At 71.2% G+C, this 19,849-nt stretch carries 19 protein-coding genes; 12 read left to right on the forward strand and 7 right to left on the reverse strand.

From position 1 onward, the window contains the following. On the forward strand, positions 1-342 hold the full coding sequence (locus ADL15_RS03600; protein WP_067685121.1) for a DUF1048 domain-containing protein: 342 nt from the start codon (positions 1-3) through the stop codon (positions 340-342). 27 nt (positions 343-369) lie between these two features. Here ADL15_RS03600 and ADL15_RS03605 read toward each other — a convergent pair whose 3' ends face one another. Continuing rightward, positions 370-1,128, reverse strand: a complete 759-nt coding sequence (locus tag ADL15_RS03605; RefSeq protein ID WP_067685123.1) for an SDR family NAD(P)-dependent oxidoreductase — start codon at positions 1,126-1,128, stop codon at positions 370-372. Positions 1,129-1,229: 101 nt separating this feature from the next. Here ADL15_RS03605 and ADL15_RS03610 point away from each other — a divergent pair, with 101 nt between their 5' ends. Both ADL15_RS03610 and ADL15_RS03615 read left to right on the forward strand, forming a co-directional pair. Beyond that, positions 1,230-2,099 carry a helix-turn-helix transcriptional regulator gene (locus tag ADL15_RS03610; RefSeq protein ID WP_067685125.1) on the forward strand — a complete coding sequence of 290 codons (870 nt, stop codon included), beginning with the start codon at positions 1,230-1,232 and terminating at the stop codon, positions 2,097-2,099. An 83-nt stretch (positions 2,100-2,182) separates the two neighbouring features. Further along, positions 2,183-2,797 carry a DUF998 domain-containing protein gene (locus ADL15_RS03615; RefSeq protein ID WP_198170500.1) on the forward strand — a complete coding sequence of 205 codons (615 nt, stop codon included), beginning with the start codon at positions 2,183-2,185 and terminating at the stop codon, positions 2,795-2,797. Between the two features lie 43 nt (positions 2,798-2,840). On the opposite strand, the gene ADL15_RS03620 is transcribed toward ADL15_RS03615, so the two are convergent. Genes ADL15_RS03620 through ADL15_RS03630 form a run of 3 tightly spaced genes read right to left on the reverse strand, consistent with a single transcriptional unit; the run spans position 2,841 to position 4,893 of the window. After that, on the reverse strand, positions 2,841-3,590 hold the full coding sequence (locus ADL15_RS03620; RefSeq protein WP_157441142.1) for a hypothetical protein: 750 nt from the start codon (positions 3,588-3,590) through the stop codon (positions 2,841-2,843). A 14-nt stretch (positions 3,591-3,604) separates the two neighbouring features. Further along, positions 3,605-4,153, reverse strand: coding sequence for a nucleotidyltransferase family protein (locus tag ADL15_RS03625; RefSeq protein WP_067685378.1), 549 nt, complete (start codon positions 4,151-4,153; stop codon positions 3,605-3,607). Then, positions 4,153-4,893 (reverse strand): dienelactone hydrolase family protein, encoded by a 741-nt coding sequence (locus ADL15_RS03630; protein WP_067685127.1) that lies wholly within the window; start codon positions 4,891-4,893, stop codon positions 4,153-4,155. Before ADL15_RS03630 ends, ADL15_RS03625 begins: the two co-directional genes overlap by 1 nt. A 367-nt stretch (positions 4,894-5,260) precedes the next feature. Here ADL15_RS03630 and kdpF point away from each other — a divergent pair, with 367 nt between their 5' ends. The 9 genes from kdpF to ADL15_RS03675 all read left to right on the forward strand — a co-directional run bounded on the left by kdpF (position 5,261) and on the right by ADL15_RS03675 (position 17,409). Continuing rightward, a complete protein-coding gene (gene kdpF, locus ADL15_RS03635; RefSeq protein ID WP_067685129.1) occupies positions 5,261-5,350 on the forward strand; it encodes a K(+)-transporting ATPase subunit F in 90 nt (29 codons plus the stop codon). Beyond that, positions 5,350-7,008: a potassium-transporting ATPase subunit KdpA gene (gene kdpA / locus ADL15_RS03640; RefSeq protein WP_067685131.1), complete on the forward strand. Its 1,659-nt coding sequence runs from the start codon at positions 5,350-5,352 to the stop codon at positions 7,006-7,008. Before kdpF ends, kdpA begins: the two co-directional genes overlap by 1 nt. A gap of 23 nt (positions 7,009-7,031) precedes the next feature. Next, on the forward strand, positions 7,032-9,119 hold the full coding sequence (gene kdpB / locus ADL15_RS03645) for a potassium-transporting ATPase subunit KdpB (RefSeq protein WP_083970875.1): 2,088 nt from the start codon (positions 7,032-7,034) through the stop codon (positions 9,117-9,119). 5 nt (positions 9,120-9,124) lie between these two features. Next, complete coding sequence (locus ADL15_RS03650) at positions 9,125-9,988, forward strand: potassium-transporting ATPase subunit C (protein WP_067685133.1); 864 nt, start codon at positions 9,125-9,127, stop codon at positions 9,986-9,988. 842 nt (positions 9,989-10,830) lie between these two features. Continuing rightward, positions 10,831-12,036 carry an OmpA family protein gene (locus ADL15_RS03655; RefSeq protein ID WP_067685134.1) on the forward strand — a complete coding sequence of 402 codons (1,206 nt, stop codon included), beginning with the start codon at positions 10,831-10,833 and terminating at the stop codon, positions 12,034-12,036. Beyond that, positions 12,036-13,409, forward strand: a complete 1,374-nt coding sequence (locus tag ADL15_RS03660; RefSeq protein WP_067685135.1) for a hypothetical protein — start codon at positions 12,036-12,038, stop codon at positions 13,407-13,409. Before ADL15_RS03655 ends, ADL15_RS03660 begins: the two co-directional genes overlap by 1 nt. After that, a complete protein-coding gene (locus tag ADL15_RS03665) occupies positions 13,406-14,290 on the forward strand; it encodes a vWA domain-containing protein (RefSeq protein ID WP_067685138.1) in 885 nt (294 codons plus the stop codon). Before ADL15_RS03660 ends, ADL15_RS03665 begins: the two co-directional genes overlap by 4 nt. 15 nt (positions 14,291-14,305) lie before the next feature. Beyond that, positions 14,306-14,809 carry a hypothetical protein gene (locus ADL15_RS03670; RefSeq protein ID WP_067685140.1) on the forward strand — a complete coding sequence of 168 codons (504 nt, stop codon included), beginning with the start codon at positions 14,306-14,308 and terminating at the stop codon, positions 14,807-14,809. Beyond that, positions 14,806-17,409 carry a M48 family metalloprotease gene (locus ADL15_RS03675; RefSeq protein WP_067685141.1) on the forward strand — a complete coding sequence of 868 codons (2,604 nt, stop codon included), beginning with the start codon at positions 14,806-14,808 and terminating at the stop codon, positions 17,407-17,409. Before ADL15_RS03670 ends, ADL15_RS03675 begins: the two co-directional genes overlap by 4 nt. Here the strand turns inward: ADL15_RS03675 and ADL15_RS03680 are convergent. From ADL15_RS03680 to ADL15_RS03690, 3 genes are all read right to left on the reverse strand, one after another. After that, positions 17,372-18,079, reverse strand: a complete 708-nt coding sequence (locus ADL15_RS03680) for a hypothetical protein (RefSeq protein WP_067685143.1) — start codon at positions 18,077-18,079, stop codon at positions 17,372-17,374. The genes ADL15_RS03675 and ADL15_RS03680 overlap by 38 nt on opposite strands. Positions 18,080-18,136: 57 nt before the next feature. Next, positions 18,137-18,436 carry a PAS domain-containing protein gene (locus ADL15_RS03685; RefSeq protein ID WP_198170502.1) on the reverse strand — a complete coding sequence of 100 codons (300 nt, stop codon included), beginning with the start codon at positions 18,434-18,436 and terminating at the stop codon, positions 18,137-18,139. 98 nt (positions 18,437-18,534) lie between these two features. Further along, entirely contained in the window at positions 18,535-19,755 is a 1,221-nt protein-coding gene (locus tag ADL15_RS03690; RefSeq protein WP_067685146.1) for a right-handed parallel beta-helix repeat-containing protein, read from the reverse strand. Between the last annotated feature and the right edge of the window lie 94 nt (positions 19,756-19,849).

Below are 19,849 nucleotides of genomic sequence, written 5' to 3' on the forward strand. Positions count from 1 at the left end.
ATGGGCATTCACGACATCCTCGAGGGCAAGAAGCACTGGCGCGCACACGTGGCCCGGATCAAGGCGCTCCCGCCGGACTACCGGATCGTCTACCAGGAGATGCAGAAGTACCTGTTCAAAGTCGGACCGGTCGACCTGGTCGACGGCCGCCTGTTCGCCGGGATCCTCGACTTCTTCGAGGAGGGCGCCGCGGCCGGCACCGGAGTCCTCGACCTGATCGGCCCGGACGTCGCCGCCTTCACCGACGGCCTGATCAAGGACTCCCCCACCTACGCCGACCTCTACCAGCAGTCACTCGCCAAGAAGGCGAAAGAGGCGGCCGACCGACCTACACGCCCGTAAGCCGGGCGCGGGCTCGGATCGCTGGGCTCACGCGGAGCGGGCCGCTGTGATGCCGCCGTCGACGGCGATCTCGGCGCCGTGGAGGTAGCCGGCGCGCTCGGAAAGCACCCAGGCCACCGCGTCGGCGATCTCCTCCGGGGTGCCGGGGCGGCCGGCCGGGATGCCGGCGGTCATGTGGGCGATGACGTCGCCGTCGGAGGCGTTGATCGGGGTCCGGGTCGCCCCCGGAGAGACCGTGTTGACCCGCACACCGCGAGGACCGAACTCCGCTGCCCAGCTGCGGGCCAGCTGGATCTCAGCAGCCTTGGTCGCGGAGTACAGCCCGACGAAGGCGTGTCCGACGTGCGCCATCCACGAGCCGATGACCACGATCGCGCCGTGGCCACGTTCGGCCATCGCCGGGGCCAGCGCGGCGGTCAGCACGTGGGGCGCGCGGACGTTCACCGCGAGGGTGGCCTCCAGGTCGGCATCGGTGAGGCTCACCGTGTCGACGGCCGGGCACAGCGCGGCGTTGTGGACCACCGCGTCGAGTCGCCCGCCGGCGGCCTCGACGGCGGCGCGGGCGAAGTCCCGCAGCGCCTCGGGTGGGCCGGTCAGGTCGGCGGGGACAAACACGGCATGTCCGCCGGAGGTTTCGATGTCGGCGACGACGGCCGCGCCGCGGGTCGAGTTCCGGCCGGAGACGACGACGCGCCATCCCTGCGCGGCCAGGGTCCGCGCGGTGGCGGCACCGATGCCGCTGGTGGAGCCGGTGATGAGAATGGTGCGAGTGTCCGTGGAGGTCATGGTCATCACTTCACCCCAAGGACGCAGCACGGACCAGGGCGCGTCCTGCCTGGTCACCACGCGACCAGGTTCGGGCGCGGGTCTGCTTCTACTCTGATTGGGTGCCCGCTGACCGTGCTGCCCTCGGGGCTTTCCTGCGCTCCCGGCGCGACCGCCTGACCCCTGCCCAGGCCGGCATCACGGCCTTCCCTGGCCCCCGGCGGGTGCCGGGTCTGCGCAAGGAGGAGCTCGCCGTGCTCGCCGGGTTGAGCCCGGACCACTACAGCCGCCTGGAGCAGGGTCGCCAGCCCACCGTCACCGACCAGGTGGTGCAGGCGTTGTCCCGGGCGCTGCAACTCGACGAGGTCGAACGCCAGCACCTGCGGGATCTGGCCGCACCGACCTCGCACCGGCGCTGGGCCGGGCCGGAGACCGCGCAACGGCCTGATCCGGGGATGCTGCGCCTGATGGGTGCGCTCGGCCACGTCCCGGTGTTGCTGCTGGGACGCCGATCGCAGGTGCTGGCCGGCAACGGGCTGTTGCGTGCGGTGCTGGGACCCGCGCTGGAGCCGGGGGCGTCGTTCGCCCGCTGGCTCTTCCTGGATCCCGACGCACGGGTCCGGATAGTGAACTGGGCCGACTTCGCGGCACCCGCCGTCGGGGCGCTGCGCTACGAGGTGGGCCGGCACCCCGACGACCGTCGCCTCACCGACCTGGTGGAGGAGCTGCGCCGCAGCGATCCCGACGTCGCCCGGTGGTGGGACGACCAGCGGGTCACCTTCCGCACCTCGCTGACCAAGCACCTGACCCACCCGACCGCCGGCCCGCTCACGTTCGGCATCGAGTCGGTGGTCGGCCCGCACGATACGGAACAACGCCTGGTCGTCTACACCGTCGAACCCGACTCCCCCACGGCCCGGGTGCTGCCTTTACTGGCGAGCTGGGCAGCCGAACCGCAGGAATCACGACAAGCGGGCGAGACCGCCATCTGAAAACCATTTTGGGTACGAGGCAGCAGACCCGCCCCGGCCGTGCCCGAGAAAACGGTGCTGCACGACCGGGCACACTGGGGCTCGTGAAAACGTATGCGCTGGTGTCATCGGCGGTGGCGCCGGTCGCCCTGATCGGCGGCTGGACGCTCGCGGCGCAGCGGCAACCCGCCGGGTTCGACAGCACGGTGGACACGATCAGTGCCCTCGCGGCCCTGGGCGCCACCGACCGGTGGCTGATGACCGTGGCCCTGCTCTGCGTCGGGGTCTGTCACGTGGTGACCGCACTGGGCCTGACTCCGGCCGCCGTCGCGGGGCGGATCGTGCTCGCCCTCGGCGGGGTGGCGACGATGCTGGTGGCGGCGTTCCCGCTGCCGGTCGTGGGTACGTCGGCGGCGCACGCCGTGGTGGCGGGTGCCGCGTTCGGCGCCCTGTCGATATGGCCGGCGCTCGCCTGGCGACGCGGCCGCGGCCCGGTGGCGCTACGGCCCGCGGTGTCGTTCGCCGCGGCGCTGGTGCTGCTCGGCCTGGTCGGATGGTTCACCGTGACCCTCGGCACCGGCGCCCGGGTCGGCCTGGCCGAGCGCATGGCCGCCGGCGCACAGTCGTGCTGGCCCTTGATCGTGGTGTTGTCCACCCGGCTGCACAGGCACCGCGAGGACTTCGACCCGTTGACAGTGAAAGCGGAGGTGGATCGGTGAACCGCACACCTCCGTCGGCCGCCTCACCCTCCCGGCCGGGAACTCAGTCTTCGCATTCGTCTTCCGGGACCATCAGCCATTCGCCGGGCAACCGCTCCCGCACCGCTTGGACCGCTTCCGGGGTCCGGCCATGGACCCACAGCCACGTGCCACCGTCGCTTCGCAACAGCACATCGGGACCGGCGAACCAGCGGATTCCCGGCCCGTCCATCCCGGCCCAGAAGGGAAGAACCGGCAGCGGCAGGCGTTCGAACGCGGCCTCGACCACCGCGGCAGCCGTGTCGTCCAGCTCCCGGTTGTCGACGTGGTGCTCGTCGGCCGAGAACATCGCCTCCGACATCACCATCTCGACCAACGCCACCGAGAGCCGATCCGCGAAGGGCACCCAGCCGTCCCCGACGTTCACCACGACCGCGGGATCGTCCTGACCGATGGCCCGGCCAGGAACGCCCCACGACGCGCAGCTCTGCGCCTCCACCCGAAACACCAGGACACCATCAGGGTCGACGTCAAGACTCTGTGGCGATACCAAGCTGTCCTGAGCGGCAGTGAGATCCCGTCGGCGACCGAACAGCAGATAAGCCTCACGCAGTGCGGCCGGCAGCGCGAAGCCGATCCGATTCTCGCCCACCTGCATCAAGGCCGGGTCGACACCGTCGCCCTCGACGACGGGACGGTCGAACGCCGCAGCCAGCGTTCGAACGAAATCCCACCCTCGGTGGCGATCGCCGGCGGCCAGTTCGTCGAGACCCTCGAGCATGTCGATCACCATACCGATGCCCAAGTCATCCACCCGGAAGAGTCTCGCTACAACTCCAACCGCAAGCCGGGCCATCGGGTGAGCCAGCGCTTGGCCGCCACCCGGGCATGCACCGTCGCCCGGCCCGCGGGGTTGTCGAAGGTCGGTGACGGGCGGACCACCATTCCCACCAGGTCGTCCAGACCGTGGCAGGACACCAGGTGGACGGCATCGGACCGTAGCGTCACCGCGAGGCAGGTCGCCGTCTCCGGCCAATGGGAGATCGCGTCCAGGGTGGACGTGTACGGCTCGTCGCCGTTGCGCACGTGCATCCGGGCCTGGTTGCGGATCTCCCAGGGCACCCCGGGCAGGATCGCCAGGGCGCGGGCCTCGGCGCTGGTGTCCTCGCGGGGGTCTGGTTTCTCCGGGTCGAAGTAGGCGACGTCAACGTCGCGCTCCGGCAGGGCCGGCCGATCGCTGATCGCGTCCCAGACCCGGTTGCGGACGAAGCCGGCGCCGATCCACCAGTCCGGCAGCCCGAGCTTGGCCGCCGCCCGGAGCACGCTCATCGCCGCCGGGTCCGACGCGATCACGCCCACGACGTCCCGCTCGCTCATCACCACTCCCGCGACCCTAGGCTGCGGTCCAGCAGAGCGAGAAGCCGGTCCCAGTGGGCTTGGAGCGCGGCGGGATCGAAGGCGTCGGTGTCGGCCATGGTGAAACCGTGCACCGTGCCGGGATAGATCTCGGAGAGATGGCCGACTCCGGCGGCGTCCAAGGTCCGATGGAGCTCGCCGAGCGCCTCAGGTGTCACATCGGTCGCGGCGTGACCGAAATAGACCTCGGCAGTGATCTTGGCGAGCACGTCGGGCCCGGCGGCGCCGACGGGGGCGTGGAACGCGGCGAGGGCCGCTACCGTGCCCGGGTGTGCCGCGGCGGTGCGCACGGCAAGCAGGCCGCCGATGCAGTAGCCGGTCACCGCGACGGCGTCGCCGCCGACCTCGGGCCGGGCCGCGAGAAAGCGCAGGTAGGCGTCGGCGTCGCGGACCGTGCGGTCGGCGGTGTGCGCCTCGATCAACGGCATCAGCTGGGCGAAGACGGCGGGCCTGGCCTCCGCTCCGATGTAGGCGGGCAGGTCGACCACCGGCGTCGGACCGTGCCGGTAGAAGACGTTGGGCACGAGCACGTAGTAGCCGTGACCGGCCAGCTCACAGGCCATCTCGCGCAGCACCGGCCGGATGCCGAAACCGTCCGGATACATCAGTACGCCCGGATACCGCCGGTCACCGTCCGGGACCGCGGCGAACGCGTCAGCGCGGCCGTCCGCGGTGGGGATGTACAGCGTCGAAGTGTGCATGAATTCCTCCGGTCGTCGTTGACACGTCAATCCTGTGATCAACACGACGGAGGCGGAGCACGCGAGCCTTGACCGGCCCGCACGGCGCTCAGAGGAGCACCGGGTCACCCATCCGTGCGTGGCGTGAAGCCGACCCGGTAGTCATACCGCGAAGCCTACGCGTTAACAAAGCGTCAAGAAGCCCCGCAGGCCTGTAGCAGTCGCGTCAACAACCGGGGCTACCGGCGGCGGGAGGCGATTCACTTCCGGACGAAGGCAAAACAACCCCCTCGTCTCTGGAGTTTCTCGTGGCTGATCTCGGCTTCGTCGTGCTCACGGTGGTGCTGTTCGCGGCACTGACCGTGCTGATTCGGGCGGTCGAACGCTGATGAGCGCCGTCAACCTGATCGGTGTGATCCTGGCCGTCGTGCTGGCCGCCTTCCTGGTGGTCGCCCTGCTGTTCCCGGAGAAGTTCTGATGGCCGGCTGGCTCTTCGTCGTCTCGCTGGTGGTCGCGCTCGTCGTGGTCTACCGCCTGTTCGGCGACTACATGTTCCGCGTCGTGACGTACCAGAAAAGCAACGTCGTGGAACGCGGTGTCTACCGGGCGGTGGGTGTCGACCCTGCGGTCGAGCAGACCTGGGGTGTCTACGCCCGATCGGTGCTCGCGTTCTCCGCGGTCTCGATCCTGTTCCTCTACGGCCTGCTGCGGTTCCAGGACAAGCTGTGGCTGGCGCTGGGCATGGACCCGGTGACCACGCACATCGCCTGGAACACCGCGGTCAGTTTCGTGACCAACACCAACTGGCAGGCCTATTCGGGTGAGTCCACGATGGGCCACCTGGTGCAGATGGCCGGCCTGGCGGTGCAGAACTTCGTCTCGGCCGCCGTCGGCATCGCGGTCGCCGTCGCCCTGATCCGCGGGTTCGCCGCCAACAAAGCGGCGAGCACGAGTGCGACCCTCGGCAACTTCTGGGTCGACCTGACCCGGATCACCGTGCGGATCCTGCTGCCGATCTGCCTGCTCGCCACGCTGATCTTCATGGTCGGCGGGATGGTGCAGAACCTCTCCGGCGGCACCGACGTCACCACGCTGACCGGTGCCACCCAGCACATCACCGGCGGGCCGGTCGCCTCGCAGGAGGCGATCAAGGAACTCGGCACCAACGGCGGCGGCTTCTACAACGTCAACTCCGCCCACCCGTTCGAGAACCCGAGCGCCTGGACCAACTGGCTGGAGATCTTCCTGATCTTCCTGATCCCGTTCAGCCTCCCCCGGGTCTTCGGCCGGATGATCAATCAAAACCGTCAGGGGTACGCCATCGCCGCGGTGATGGCCGTCCTCGCGATCGGCTCGATCGCCCTGACCGTCGGGCTGGAGCTGCACGGCTCGGGCACGGTCCCGCAAGCGGTCGGCGCGGCGATGGAGGGCAAGGAGACCCGGTTCGGCATCCCGAACTCGGCGACGTTCGCCGCGGCCACCACGCTCACCTCGACCGGCGCGGTCAATTCGTTCCACGACTCCTACACGTCGCTCGGCGGGATGATGCCGATGGTCAACATGATGCTCGGCGAGGTCGCCCCCGGTGGCACCGGCTCCGGGCTGTACGGCCTGCTCATCCTGGCGATGATCACGGTGTTCGTGGCCGGGCTGATGGTCGGCCGGACGCCGGAGTACCTGGGCAAGAAGATCGGCGCCCGGGAGATCAAGCTGGCGTCGCTCTACTTCCTGGTCACCCCGGCGCTGGTGCTGGGCGGCACCGCGGCGGCGTTCGCGACCGGCAACAACGGCACGGCGCTGAACACCGGCCCGCACGGGCTCTCCGAGGTGCTCTACGCGTTCACCAGTGCCGCCAACAACAACGGTTCCGCGTTCGGCGGCATCACCGTGAACACGCCGTGGTGGGACATCGCCACCGGGCTGGCCATGCTGCTCGGGCGCTTCCTGCCGCTGATCCTGGTGCTCGCGCTGGCCGGCTCCCTGGCCAGACAGCGCCCGGCACCGGAGTCCGAGGGCACGCTGCCCACCCACCAGCCGCTGTTCGTCGGCATGGTCGTCGGCGTGACCGTCGTCCTGGTCGCTCTCACCTTCCTCCCGGCCCTCGCGCTCGGCCCGCTGGCTGAAGGCCTGTCATGACCACACCCGAAAGAAGCACTGCCATGACCACCACCCTGGACGACCTCGTCGAGGTCGACGCCGCTCCCCCGGCCACCCCGGTCAAGGCCGGCCTGCTCGACCCCCAGCAGCTGTGGAAGTCGCTGCCCCAGGCCCTCGCGAAGCTCGACCCCCGGACGCTGTGGCGCAACCCGGTGATGGTGATCGTCGAGGTCGGCGCGGTCTTCACCACCGTGCTGTCGATCGCCGAGCCGACCGTGTTCGCCTGGTCGATCACGGTCTGGCTGTGGCTGACCGTCGTCTTCGCGAACCTGGCCGAGGCGGTCGCCGAGGGCCGCGGCAAGGCACAGGCCGCCGCGCTGCGAGCCGCCAAACAGGACACCGTGGCGTACCTGCCGGACGGGCGGACCGTGCCGGCCACGCAGCTCCAGCTCGGTGACGTCGTGGTGGTCGAGGCCGGGCAGATCATCCCCGGTGACGGCGACGTGATCGAGGGCATCGCCAGCGTCGACGAGTCGGCGATCACCGGCGAGTCCGCGCCGGTGATCCGGGAGTCCGGCGGGGACCGCTCGGCGGTCACCGGCGGCACCAAGGTGCTCTCCGACCGGATCGTCGTGAAGATCACCCAGCGGCCGGGTGAGAGCTTCGTGGACCGGATGATCGCACTGGTCGAGGGCGCCAACCGGCAGAAGACCCCGAACGAGATCGCGCTGAACATCCTTCTCGCCGCGCTGACCATCATCTTCCTGCTGGCCGTGGTCACGTTGCAGCCCCTGGCCATCTTCGCGAAGGCGTACAACGCGGCGGCGCCGGACACCGCCGCGATCGACGGCAACGGCGTGACCGGCATCGTTCTCGTGTCGCTGCTGGTCTGCCTGATCCCGACCACGATCGGGGCGCTGCTCTCCGCGATCGGCATCGCCGGGATGGACCGTCTGGTGCAGCGCAACGTGCTCGCGATGAGCGGGCGGGCCGTGGAGGCCGCCGGCGACGTGAGCACCCTGCTGCTGGACAAGACCGGGACGATCACGCTGGGGAACCGTCAGGCGGCTGCGTTCGTACCCGTCAATGGGGTTGATCCGCGAGCCCTGGCGGACGCCGCGCAGCTCAGCAGCCTTGCCGATGAGACGCCCGAAGGGCGGTCGATCGTGGTCCTCGCCAAGAACGAGCACGGGCTGCGGGAACGGGAACCGGGCCTGATGGCCGGCGCGGTCTGGGTGCCGTTCACCGCGCAGACCCGGATGAGCGGGGTGGACCTGCCCGGCCGGACGATCCGCAAGGGTGCGGCCGCGGCGGTGCTGAAGTGGGCCGGCACCCGGACCGACGAGGTGGACGCGATCGTCGACCAGATCAGCGCCTCCGGTGGCACCCCGCTCGTGGTGGCCGAAAACGATCGGGTTCTCGGCGTGATCCACCTCAAGGACGTGGTCAAGTCCGGGATGAAGGCGCGGTTCGAGGAGATGCGCCGGATGGGTATCCGGACCGTGATGATCACCGGCGACAATCCGCGGACCGCCGCGGCGATCGCCGCCGAGGCCGGCGTCGACGACTTCCTGGCCGAGGCCACCCCGGAGGACAAACTCGCGCTGATCCGCAAGGAACAGGCGGGCGGGCGGCTGGTCGCGATGACCGGCGACGGCACGAACGACGCGCCCGCCCTCGCCCAGGCCGACGTCGGTGTCGCGATGAACACGGGCACGTCGGCGGCGAAAGAGGCCGGCAACATGGTCGACCTGGACTCCGACCCGACCAAGCTGATCGAGATCGTGGAGATCGGCAAGCAGCTGCTGATCACCCGCGGGGCGCTGACCACGTTCAGCATCGCCAACGACATCGCCAAGTACTTCGCGATCATCCCGGCCATGTTCGCCGCGGTCTACCCGGGCCTGGACACGCTCAACGTCATGCGGCTGCACTCGCCGGGCTCCGCGATCCTGTCCGCGGTCATCTTCAACGCGATCATCATCGTCGTGCTGATCCCGCTCGCCCTGCGCGGCGTCCGGTACCGGCCGTCGTCGGCCAGCTCGCTGCTGCGCCGCAACCTGCTGGTCTACGGCCTGGGCGGCGTCATCGCGCCGTTCCTCGGCATCAAGCTCATCGACCTGCTCATCCAGCTCATCCCCGGGATCTGATCGACATGCGACTTCCTTCCTGGCTGGCCCAGCACCTGGCCGCGCTGCGTGCGCTGCTCGTCTTCACCGTCCTGCTCGGCCTCGCCTACCCGCTGCTCTTCGTCGGCCTCGGCAAGGTCCCCGGGCTGTCCGACAAGGCGGCCGGCTCGCTCCTCACGGTCAGCAACCAGACCGTCGGCAGCTCCCTGATCGGCCAGTCGTTCACCGACGCCGACGGCAACCCGGTCCCCCGGTACTTCCAGAGCCGGCCGTCGGCGGCCGGTGACGGCTACGACCCGACCTCGACCTCGGCCAGCAACCTCGGCCCGGAAAGTGTCGTCGACACCCTGTCCGACGACCCGGACACGGCGTCGCCGAGCCTGCTCACCCAGGTCTGCACGCGCAGCCTGGCGGTCGGCAAGCTCGAAGGTGTCGACGGCAGCCGCCCCTACTGCACCACCGACGGCGTCGGCGCGGTCCTCGCGGTCTTCTACCGCGACGGCTTCACCGGCCCGGTCACCCGGGTGGTCGCGGTCAACCAGACCGGTACGCCGTTCGTCGCCAGCTACGCCGGCGTGACCGTCGAACCGGCGCAGCCGGAAACCGACTACCGGGCGCTCGGCGGGGTCATCACGCCGATCCGCGGCACCGCGCCGGCCCGTCCGGTGGTGCCCGCCGACGCGGTCACCGCCAGTGGCAGCGGCCTCGACCCGCAGATCAGTCCGGCGTACGCCACCCTGCAGGCCCCGAGGGTCGCCCGCGAGCGAGGTGTCCCGCTCGAGCGGGTCCGCGATCTGATCGCCGAGCACACCACCGGCCGCGCCCTCGGCTTCCTGGGCGAGCCGGGCGTCAACGTCCTCACGCTGAACCTGGCCCTCGACGGCAGGTGACCGCCCACGGCCGGCCCGGGTTTCGCACACCCGGGCCGGCTGGCGCGTTGCCGCCAGCCGCGCACACCTACCAGGGCCCTCGTGCGGCTTCCACCTGGCGGCGGTCACCTCCATGATCAAAGCTGGTTCGGGCGTATCGGCTCGCATTCCCGGCCGGTGCCGGTGCCTCCCGCCGCAGGCGTGAACGACGACGGCCGCGGTGTTCCCGGCTGGTCCTCAGGGGTGCCTGCCCGTCCTCGAGACACCCCTGCACGCCAGCCGGGAACGCGGAGCGTGCGGGCGGTCCGGGCGGCGGTGCGGGTGACCGGGGTGCCGGCGAGTCGCTGCTGGGCGGGGCGGTGAGAGTCCGCATTGCCGGATCGCGTGCGGCTACCGCCCACCTGGGGGCGCTGGACGCACGCACGATCCGACCGCGGACCGCCACCGCCCCGAACCCGGCCCACCGCGGACTCCGGCCGCCCCTTCAACGCCGAACGCGGACTCCGGCCGCCCCGCCGGTGCCGAGCAGGGCCCCGCCGAGCCCCCTCGCCGCCACCGCGCCCGCCGATGCCTGCTGCGCGGAGCTTCCTGCGGGCAGTGGCGCACCCCGATCGTGTGGATCAGGGCTCTGAGCTGGCAGGACCAGATCGCTGATCGTCTAATCTGTAAGGACCGCTGGGCGCTGCGGACGAACCGGCCCATGGCGGCGACACATACGGCTGACGCCCCTTCGCCGGAGCGGCCTAACCCCATCGAATGAGATCAACCCTCGGCCGGATGATGACCGGCTCGGGGAGATGCTTTTGTGACCATCCGCGAACACAGTCGGGTCCAGCCGTTTTGAGCGCATTGGACAAGGGACTGTGGACATCAATAAATCAACCGCCGGCCTGTCGCTGCTGCTCGCCGGGCTGCTGCTGAGCGGGTGCACCGCCGAGGCCTCCAGCAGCACCGGCGGCGCCGCGAAGCCGGGTGACTGCGCCAAGCTCGCCGAGGTCCCACCGGACGTCTCCGCGGCGACGGTCGCGCTGGTCGTGGACAACACCGCGTCGGGCGTGCAGGGGCCGGTGCCCAGCGCCGTACTCGAGGCGCTCACCACGGCGCAGGAGCGCGGGGATCAGCTGGCGATCGTACCGGTGGACGGGGCCGGCAAGGCCGGGCGGATCAGCCGGACGGTGGCGCTCGACCCGTACCCCGGGAAGGAAGCCGACACCGCCAAGAACGCCCGCAAGATCGCCCTGCAGTGCGTCGGGGAATGGATGCGGGAGGCCGCGGCGCGGCCGACCGCGCCGGGCAGCGACATCCTGACCGCGGTGACCACCGCGAGCCGGGAGAAACCGACAGCGCTGCTCGTCGTCTCGGACGGCCTGACGAGCGCCGGCGAGTTCGATCTGAATCGGACCGGGTTCGACGACGCTCCCGACGACATCGCCGCCGATCTGGTCGCCTCCGGTTCGCTGGCGCCGTCGCTGCGCGGCACCGGCATCGTCTGGTCCGGCCTCGGCACCTCGACCCGCGGGCTGCCGCAGTCGCTGGTCACCGCGGTGCAGGGGATCTGGACCGCGGTGCTGAAGAAGGCCGGCGCGACGGCCGTCTTCGACCCGCGCACCGGTGGCACGACCGCGCCGATCACCGGCCCGCTGCCCGCCGACGACCTGACGATCCCGGACACCGTGCGCAGCACCACCTCTTGCGGCGAGCAGATCGTGGTGCCGTCCGCGCTGCTGTTCTCGCCGGGCAGCGCCGACCTGCACGCCGACGCCGACCCGATCGCCAAACAGGCCGCCGACGCGCTGACCGCGCACCCGGACTGGATCGCGATCGTCGAGGGGCACACCGCCTCCTACGACACCGCCGCGGTCCGCAAGCAGCTCTCCCAGGATCGCGCGCAGGCGGTCGTCACCGCGCTGACCAAACTGACCATCGCCGCGAACCGGTTGCAGCCCAAGGGCTACGGCGCGACCAAGCCGGCCGTGCCCGAGTTCAGCAACGGCAAGCACGACCGGGCCGCGGCCGCGAAGAACCGCCGTGTCGTGGTCAACCTCGGTCCGAAGGGCTGCCTGCACTGATGGGCCGCGTCACCGATGCGATGCGCGTGCTCTTCGGCAACGTCGAACAGCAACGACGCATCCCCTTCAACCGTGAACGTTCCAAGCCCGGGTACGGCGAACTGGTCGGCGACGGCATCACCAACGCCGAGAAGTCGGTGCTGATCCAGGTCAGTCAAACCCTCGCCGGCTACGACCACCGGCGCGCGAACCGCCTGCGCCGGTTCCAGCACAGACTGGTCACCGCCGCGCAGAACAACCTGCTGGCCTGGGACGGCCTGCTCGGCTCCCAGGAGGATCCGCGCTGGACCGGGCACTGGGGCTCGGAGTCCGCGGATCGCGCCGTGCCACCGCCGGAGACCCCGGTCGAGACGAAACGGGTGCCGCCGTTCCTGCGGGCCACCCCGACCGGTTTCCGCGAGGACTACGACCCGCACCGCCCGTTGATCAGTCACCGGGCGTTGACCATCGCCGAGGCGGTGTTCCTGGTGGTCGAGGTGGCTTTTTGGTACGGCGTGTTCAGCAAGTCGCAGGAACCGGGCTTCAACGCCGGTCAGGTGTCGGCCGCCCTGCTGGCGATCTTCCTGCCCACCGCCGGGATCCTGTCCGCGCGGGTGGTCGGCGCGCTCGGCCACCGCTGGGTGTCGGCCTACCCGGGCACCGGTCGCCGGGAACGGATCGGCACCATCTTCGCGGGGCTGGTCGCCGCGGGCGCGGTCAGCGCGACGATCTGGCTGGTCTACGCCCGGTTCTCGGCCGAGAACGATCAGGTCGGCGCGGTGCCGGTCCCGGCCGGCCCGATGGCGCTGATCTTCGGGCTGATGCTGCTCGGTGACATCGGCGCCCGGCTGTTCCTGACCTCGGAGATCCGCACACAGACCGTGGAACGGCGCTCCGAGCTGCGCAAGGTCCGCAAGGGCGCGATCAAGGCGAACGCCGAGCACGTCCGGGCCTGGATCGACCTGCGCAGCGAGGTGCAGGTGCAACTGGACCGCTGCGAACGGGTGGTGGCGATCGGCGCCACCATGATCAACGATGAGCGGGCGGCGGCCGAGCACCGGCCGGACCGGCGGGTGCTGGACACCGACCGGCTCGCGCACCAGCGCTCCGGCGGCCTGGAGTCGTACGGCCCGGGTGACCACATGGCGGTGCCCAGCTCGCAGCAGCTGGCGATGTTCGGCGGGGCGCTGACGCTGGGGCCGCTGCGGACGGTCGACGACGCGATCGACACGCTGGACAACTGGCGGCCGCGGGGGCATCCGTCGGTCGGCGCCGACCTGCACCACATCCGGGAGCAGCTGTTGCGGCTGAACCTGCGGCTGCCCCGGCAGGCGCAGTTCCGCTCCGCGCTGGACCAGGGCGCGGAAACCACACACCAGCAGGCCCCGGAGTGAGGGACTACTTCCGCGGGCCGGCGCTGGACCGGCCCGCCAAGCTCTGGCCGACCGGGCGACGCAACCGCAAGCTGCCGGGCCTGATCCTGCTCTGTCTGCTGCTGTTGCTCCCGCTGGGCTGGCTGCTGCTCCATGACGAACCGGCCGCGGTCATCGCCGAGCCACCTCCGCCGGTCGTGGTCCCCTCGCCGTCGCCGGTGCTGAGCTCGCCGACACCGACACCGTCGGTGACAAGTTCGCCGACACCGTCGCCGTCCCGGACGCGGAAGCCGACGCCGACACCCACCGTCAAGAAGCTGACCCAGGCCACGCTCGCACCGGGCCGCACCGTCTCCTGCGCCCGGGTGATCCTCGGGATCGACCAGTCCAACTCGATGGCCGGTTACACCGCGGCCCGCGACAACGCGCTGCAGCAGCTCGTCGACTGGAGCAGCCGCAACCTCAAGAAACGCGACCAGATCGCGGTCGTCGACTTCGCCGGTGAGGCGGGCGTCCGCCAGGCCCCGACCAGCGTGAAGCAGCTGACCGGCATCGGACCGGTGGTGTCGCTGGCCGGCGGTTCCAAGTACCTGCCGATCCTCGAGGCAATAAAGGCGTTCCCGCCGAGTTCCTGCAAGACGGCGCTGGTGCTGCTCTCCGACGGCGACCTGGAGGACCTGCCGGCCGACGCGTCCGAGTCCGGGACCGTGCTGCGCGGATCGGACGTCAAGTTCCAGCGGCTGCTGGTCCCCGACCGGAACATCACCGTGCCGCTGCGCTGGGCGACCGCGTTCCCGAACGGCAAGCCGGTCTTCGTCGACGGCATGAATCCGGACGAGACCGCCCGGGTCATCGGCGAGACCATCGCCAAGATCGTCAATTCCAAGATCGTCTACCACTAAGGACATCCGGACACCATGGCTACCATCGAGAACCTGGCCGAGCGGGTGGTTCGCAAGACCGCCCCGGATCAGGTGGGCGAACTGCGGATCGTCGCACAGGGGTTCTTCGGTTCGGACCACGTCCGCAACCGCGTCGTGAACTCGGTGCTGGTGGGCGGGGGCGGTGCCGCGCCGGTCGGTGTCGACGCGGTGAGCGGGACGTTGATCGTCCAGACCGCGCTGGTGCTGCTGCAGGCGGTCGCCACCGACACCGCGTCGGACCTGATCCGGGACCAGGCCGGCAACGGGCTGAGCTGGTGGCGCCGGCGGCGGGCGGCCCGTGCCCTGCACCGCGCCGGCAGGACCGTGACCGCCACCACCGAGATGCCGGCGGTGTCGGCGAAGGACGCGCTGCTGCTGGCCGAGATCGGGCGCGGCATCGTCGAGCGGTCCGGTGGTTCCAAGGAGACCGCGGACCTCTTCGCGATCGTCTTCGCCGCCGAGGTGTGCCCGCAAGCCCGCGAGATCGACGAGAGATGACCCCGTTCACCCTGCCGCCGGCGACCGGGGGCCGGTTCGGCCTGCTGGTGCTCGCGACCGTCACCAGCTCCTGCTACCTCTACTCGTGGCTGGCCGGGCACCTGACGCCGATCGCCGACGCCGGGCGGTACTGCGCCGAACAGGCCCGCGAGGACGCACCCCACGTCCTCCCGGACGCCCTGTCACAGTGGTACACCGGCTGCTCCGACTGGGCCGGCCTGCGCGAGGCCGCCGCGGTCGCGGTGCTGCTCACCGTTCTGCTGCTCGGTGTCCTGGCGCAGTACCTGATCGCGCCGCGGTGGACCCGCCGCGGCCTGACCCGGCTCGACGACGCGTCCTGGGTCCGCAAGGACCTCGCCGCGGCCGGGGTCCCCGCCTCGGTCAGTGCCTTCGTCGATTCCGCCGGCCCCCGGGCGACCAGGGCGTTCGGCAACCGGCTGGAATACTCGATCGTGATCGGGTCCACCGACTACACCGATGCCTGCGGTCCGGCGGTCCTCGCCCACGAGATCGGCCACCTGCAGAACCGCGACCTGGACGCCACCGCGCTGACCACCGCGGTCTGGCGGGCGTTTCTCGTGCTGGCCGCCGCGCCGACGCTGCTCGTCGCGCTGACCGACCCGGCCGGGCTGCGCTATTACGGCTGGCGGCTCGCCTCGCTGCTGCTGCTGGTCTACGTCCTGCGCTGCCAGGTGATCCGGACCCGGGAGTTCTACGCCGACCACCGCGCGGTCGGCCCGCACCGGCCCGCGAAGGAATTCCTGGACGCCCTGGCCCGGCGCGGCGACCCGACCAGTCTCTGGAATCAGCGTTTCCACCCCGGCCGGAAGCAGCGCGACAGTGTTCTCCAGGACTCCGGGGCGCTCTTCCGGCTCAGCGCCGCGACCGCGGCCGCCGCGGGCATGCTCGTCGGCCTGGCCTACCGGCCCGGCTACCACTTCGTCTCGATCCTCTGGCCGTCGAGTGTCTTCGGCAAGGACCTGCTCTGCGGCGTCCTCTTCGGCGGGCTGGCCGCCGCCGCGCTGGCCGGCGCCACCTGGCGTTCCGCGCTCTGGACGGTCACCGTCGAGTCGAGCCGCACCACCTGGCGTTCCGTGCTGTGGCCGGTCACGTCCGACGGGCCCTCCCGCGCCACCTGGCGTTCCGTGCTGCGGTCGATCGCCTCCGACGACGTGTCGCCCCGGGCCGCCCTGGCCGCCGTGACGTTCACCGCCGGGCTGCTCGCCGGGGACCTGATCGCGCCCGCCCAGCCCGGCGCGGCCGCGTGGGCGCCGACGATGCTCCGCTCCCCCGGCCCGGGGCTGGCGGTCGCGCTGGTGCTGGCCGCGGGCACCTGGCTGTTCCTGCGCTGGACGTTCACCACCGCCGCGCCCCGGCTGGCGTCCACGCTGCACCCGCGCCCCGGCTACCACCGCGGCATGGTGGTGGCGGTCCTGGTCGCCGGGGTGTGGCTGGGCTTCTGGTTCCGGATCGCCGAGGTCTTCCAGCTCGATCCGCACTGGCGGGCCGTGGTCTTCGGGCTGGCCACCGCCGCGGTCCAGCCGGTGCCGCTGCTGGTGGTGTGGCTCGCCGGGCTCTACACCGCCGCGGTGGTCGCGTCCCGGACCTCCGGGATCGTCGCCGGGGACCTGCGCACCCCCTGGCGTCTGGTGCACCTGGTCGCGGGCGGGGTCGTCGTCGCGTACACGCTGCTGCTGGCCGCCGACCACACCGCGATCGCCGCGGCGATCGGCCGGGCGCAGGTGGACGGCACGCCGGCCGCGCTCTGGCCGCTGTCCTATCTGCTCTACGCCCCGGCGCTGCTCACCGCCCTCGCCGGTGGCCTGGTCGCCGGTCTCGCCTACGCCAGCCGGCAACGGACCGGGCAGCTGCTGGCCGGCGTCGTCACGGTGCTGCCCGCGCTGGCCGGCAGCCTGTTCCTGGTGTCGCTGGCGGCCGTGGTCCTGCTCGACGGACTGGACCGCTCGTTCGTCACCCTGCTCACCGGGCTCGGCGGGCTGCCCGGCCGGGAGGCCACCGACCAGCCCCGGTTCGCCGCGCTCGGCGTGATGATCCTGGCGCTGTACGCCGCGCTGCTGATCGGCGTGGTCCCGCTCGCCTGGCTCGGCGCCCGGATCCGCCGTCGATGGCGGCGGGCCCACACCGACGACGCGTCCCTGCCGAGCCGGCGCCGGGTCGTGGCCGGGCTGCTGCCCGGCGCCCTGGCCGGCGTGATCATCGCGGTTCTCGGGCTGCGCGAGTGGTCGTTCGCGGTCACCACCGCCGACCTGCGCCTGGACTACGACACCACCGCCGTCCAGCTGGTGCAGGACCGGGCCCGCCCGGGGTCGCTGTCCGGCGGCGACGCCTGCCGGAGCCTGTACGCGGGTGGGACGTCCTTCGGGTACGGGCCGCAGACCGACGCGGGCGCCGCGGGGCAGCTGGCCGCCCTGGCCGCGATCGGGATGTCCGCCGACGACCTGGTCATGCAGCGCCTGGGCCGGGCCGCGATGGACGGGTTCACCCTGCGGCAGCTGGCCACCGGCACCGCGGCGGTGTCCAATCTGCTGCGCTACTGCCTGACTACGACGCCCGCTGGACCCGGTTCGCCGCCGATCTGACGACCGCCTCGGCCTCGGCCTTGTCGATCTCGGTGAGGCCCATCACGATCACGGTCACCGCGATCCCCCGGTGCGCGAACGAGATCACGTAGCCGTGGATCGACATCGGCAGTCCGGCCGGGGTCGCGGTGAGCTGCACGCCGGCGGAGGCGTCGCCGTACTTCCCGACGGTCAGCTGGCTCATCGAGACCGTGACGCCGGTCCCGGCCGCCTCGCCGGAGAAGTTGGGGCACGCCACCGGCGCGGCGGCCAGGTCGGCGACCATCGTGCGGGCCGCGAGGTCGCCGGGGGCCACGATCGCTTCCGCGACGAACGGTCCGGTCATCCCCTTGGCCAACATCACTTGTACGGCCTCAGCCGGCGCCGCGGACGCTACCGGGGCAGCCGAGGCCGCCGCTGCCCCGCCGCACTGCTGCGCGCCGCTGCCCAGGTCGGTGATCCCGCCGGAGCCGGCCGGTCCGGCGGGCATCGGCCCGTACCCGGGCAGGTCACCGGCGGTCAGCAGCAGATCCTGAAGCTGCTCGCCGGTCGGCGTGAGATCGGGCGCGGTGTTCGCCGGTGCGGCCGGCGTGGCCGTGGCATCGAGGGGCTTCGGCGGGTGCACCAGGCTGCAGCCGCCGAGGCCGAGAACCAGCGTCACCGCCGAGAGTCGCCGCAGGTGTGGACGCATGGAAGCCATCGTCGTCCACCCGTCCGAACCGGACAATCACCCGTTGGAGAGACCGGGCTAGGGCGCCGCCGGGGCGAACAGCGTCGTGCCGTCGGCCAGCTCACCGTCCGCGCCGGTCAGCGGCCGGGCGTCGACGAGCACCGCGCGCGGGGACCGGCCCGGCAGGTGCAGCGTCGTCTCGCGGTGCACCAGGACCGCACCGGCCAGCGCCCGGGCCAGCGGATGCCGCGGATCGTCCTCGTGCAGGCCGCCCAGGTCGCTGACATGCGCCGGGGTGTTCCCGAGCGGGGTGTCGCGGGCGATCCGATTACGGAAGATCAGCAGGCCGCCGGCATCGCAGCAGACCGGCCTCGGCACCACTCCCCCTCCCCCTTCAGCCCGAGACTAACCACCCTGGCCTGCCTAATTCCGGCGATCTGCCATCCGGATCCGGTCGGGCATCGGCGGAGCGACGGTCAGATCCTCGCGCCGACCGCGGCGCCGTTCGCCGGGACCAGGAACGTCGAGGACGCGATCGCGCCGGTCGAGGTCCGTGCGCCGGTGATCGTCGCCGGGCTGGTGCTGAGCAGTGTCCAGGTGCCGCCGATGTTCCACGAGTTGCCGGACGCGGTGGACGAGCCGAGGGCGACAGCCGTGGTGTTGCCGACCGCGAGGTTCCCGGTCAGTTTCGCGGTCGAGCCGCCGTCGAAGTCGAAACCGGTCTTGGCGTTCTGGTACGCGGTCGACCGGCCCACCGTGATCGCCCCGGTGTTGCCGTTGTCGGTGAACCCGTGCGCGGCGTTGCCGAACGCCATGCTGTTGGTGACGGCGTGACTCGCGGCCGGCCCGGTGCCGCTGCTGCCGCCGAGTTTGAAGCCGTTGCCGTCACCGGAGAAGTCCGGGACGCTCCACCGGTTGTAGCCGTTGCCGTACGAAATCGAATCTTGGAGGGTGATCGGGGAACTGAAGCTCCACGCGTCGAAACCGTCGTCGATGTTGTTCCACAGCCTGGCGCCGCGCACCACGTTGCCGGTGCCGCTGCCCTCCTTGACGCCGAGCCCGTCCGCGCTCTCGCCGTTCTTGCGCGGGTCACGGTTGTTGTAGCTGTCCAGGTTCAGGATCAGGTTGTTCGCCGAGACGCCCTGCAGCTGGAATCCGGTCTCGTAGTTGTCGTGCGTGATCAGCTGGTCGAACGTGTTGCCGGTGCACTTGTTGCAGTAGATCCCGTACGGTCCGTGCGCGATCTCCAGGCCGACGATTTTCCAGTACGACGCCTCCATGTGGATCGCCCCGCGCTGCGCACTCGGGATGGTGGACCCGACCGCGCCCGGGGTGTAGGCCAGCGCCTCACCGTCGATGACCACCTTCTCGCTGCCGTAGCGGGTCAGCGTGATCGGCGCGGCGGCCGTACCGCTCGTGGTGATCTGGATGTTGGCGGTCAGCGGGTAGGTCCCGCCGCGCACCGCGATCGTGCCACCGGCGGCGACCAGACTGATCGCTTTCTGGATGGTGGCGAACGGTGCCGCGAGCGTGCCGGCGGCGCTGTCACTGCCGGTGGTCGCGACGTAGTAGGTGGTGGTGGCGGTCGCGGCGTCGGCGGTGCCGATCGCGGCGACACCCGCTCCGACCAGGGTGAGCGCGGCGGCCGCGGTGATCGCGGCCCGGCGCAACGGACGACGCCCGGTGACTGACGACATGGATGCTCCTCACGGGTTCGCGCGCGGCACGGGGGAACGTCCACCGGCACGCGAACACGGTTCTCAGGGGATGACGGCCCGGAGGGCATCGTTG

It is taken from the genome of Actinoplanes awajinensis subsp. mycoplanecinus, from assembly GCF_001509495.1.
Classification (GTDB): domain Bacteria; phylum Actinomycetota; class Actinomycetes; order Mycobacteriales; family Micromonosporaceae; genus Actinoplanes; species Actinoplanes palleronii.

Excerpts from the sequence above, each read along its gene's own strand:
- ADL15_RS03600 (WP_067685121.1), top strand. The coding sequence starts at position 1 with ATGGGCATTCACGACATCCTCGAGGGCAAGAAGCACTGGCGCGCACAC.
- ADL15_RS03605 (WP_067685123.1), bottom strand. The coding sequence starts at position 1,128 with ATGACCTCCACGGACACTCGCACCATTCTCATCACCGGCTCCACCAGC.
- ADL15_RS03625 (WP_067685378.1), bottom strand. The coding sequence starts at position 4,153 with ATGAGCGAGCGGGACGTCGTGGGCGTGATCGCGTCGGACCCGGCGGCG.
- ADL15_RS03630 (WP_067685127.1), bottom strand. The coding sequence starts at position 4,893 with ATGCACACTTCGACGCTGTACATCCCCACCGCGGACGGCCGCGCTGAC.
- kdpF (WP_067685129.1), top strand. The coding sequence starts at position 5,261 with ATGAGCGCCGTCAACCTGATCGGTGTGATCCTGGCCGTCGTGCTGGCC.
- kdpA (WP_067685131.1), top strand. The coding sequence starts at position 5,350 with ATGGCCGGCTGGCTCTTCGTCGTCTCGCTGGTGGTCGCGCTCGTCGTG.
- kdpB (WP_083970875.1), top strand. The coding sequence starts at position 7,032 with ATGACCACCACCCTGGACGACCTCGTCGAGGTCGACGCCGCTCCCCCG.
- ADL15_RS03650 (WP_067685133.1), top strand. The coding sequence starts at position 9,125 with ATGCGACTTCCTTCCTGGCTGGCCCAGCACCTGGCCGCGCTGCGTGCG.
- ADL15_RS03660 (WP_067685135.1), top strand. The coding sequence starts at position 12,036 with ATGGGCCGCGTCACCGATGCGATGCGCGTGCTCTTCGGCAACGTCGAA.
- ADL15_RS03670 (WP_067685140.1), top strand. The coding sequence starts at position 14,306 with ATGGCTACCATCGAGAACCTGGCCGAGCGGGTGGTTCGCAAGACCGCC.
- ADL15_RS03675 (WP_067685141.1), top strand. The coding sequence starts at position 14,806 with ATGACCCCGTTCACCCTGCCGCCGGCGACCGGGGGCCGGTTCGGCCTG.
- ADL15_RS03680 (WP_067685143.1), bottom strand. The coding sequence starts at position 18,079 with ATGCGTCCACACCTGCGGCGACTCTCGGCGGTGACGCTGGTTCTCGGC.
- ADL15_RS03690 (WP_067685146.1), bottom strand. The coding sequence starts at position 19,755 with ATGTCGTCAGTCACCGGGCGTCGTCCGTTGCGCCGGGCCGCGATCACC.